The sequence below is a fragment of the Parendozoicomonas sp. 209JJ7-1 genome, assembly GCF_058147085.1.
Map to the genome: position 1 here is coordinate 1 of NZ_JBYVJU010000073.1, position 1268 is coordinate 1268.

Here is a 1268-nt window from a genome sequence, read left to right on the forward strand (position 1 = left end):
CAGGGAAGTCTCATCTTGAAGGGGGCTTCCCGCTTAGATGCTTTCAGCGGTTATCCCGTCCGAACTTAGCTACCGGGCAATGCGTCTGGCGACACAACCCGAACACCAGTGGTTCGTCCACTCCGGTCCTCTCGTACTAGGAGCAGCTCTTCTCAAACTTCCAACGTCCACGGCAGATAGGGACCGAACTGTCTCACGACGTTCTAAACCCAGCTCGCGTACCACTTTAAATGGCGAACAGCCATACCCTTGGGACCGGCTTCAGCCCCAGGATGTGATGAGCCGACATCGAGGTGCCAAACACCGCCGTCGATGTGAACTCTTGGGCGGTATCAGCCTGTTATCCCCGGAGTACCTTTTATCCGTTGAGCGATGGCCCTTCCATTCAGAACCACCGGATCACTATGACCTACTTTCGTACCTGCTCGAGTTGTAGCTCTCGCAGTCAAGCTGGCTTGTACCATTATACTAACCGCACGATGTCCGACCGTGCTTAGCCAACCTTCGTACTCCTCCGTTACTCTTTGGGAGGAGACCGCCCCAGTCAAACTACCCACCACACACTGTCCTCACGCCAGATCATGGCGCGGAGTTAGAACCCCAAGGTAATCAGGCTGGTATTTCAAGATTGGCTCCACGCACTCTGGCGAGCACGCTTCAAAGCCTCCCAGCTATCCTACACAAATTACATCAAGGTCCAGTGTGAAGCTGTAGTAAAGGTTCACGGGGTCTTTCCGTCTAGCCGCGGATACACAGCATCTTCACTGCGATTTCAATTTCACTGAGTCTCGGGTGGAGACAGCGTGGCCATCGTTACGCCATTCGTGCAGGTCGGAACTTACCCGACAAGGAATTTCGCTACCTTAGGACCGTTATAGTTACGGCCGCCGTTTACCGGGGCTTCGATCAAGAGCTTCTCCGAAGATAACCCCATCAATTAACCTTCCGGCACCGGGCAGGCGTCACACCGTATACGTCCACTTTCGTGTTGGCACAGTGCTATGTTTTTAATAAACAGTCGCAGCCACCTGGTTACTTCGACCAGTCTCAGCTCAGGGAGCAAGTCCCATCACCAAAACCGGCGTACCTTCTCCCGAAGTTACGGTACCATTTTGCCTAGTTCCTTCACCCGAGTTCTCTCAAGCGCCTTGGTATTCTCTACCTGACCACCTGTGTCGGTTTGGGGTACGGTTCGTTATGACCTGACGCTTAGAAGGTTTTCCTGGAAGCATGGCATCAACCACTTCGTCCAAAAGAGGACTCGTCAT

Annotated in this window: 1 rRNA gene; it reads right to left on the reverse strand. The window is 53.4% G+C overall.

The window, feature by feature from the left end:
• Positions 1 to 1268 (reverse strand): 23S ribosomal RNA (locus tag ACY2RQ_RS19375); the annotation flags it as partial.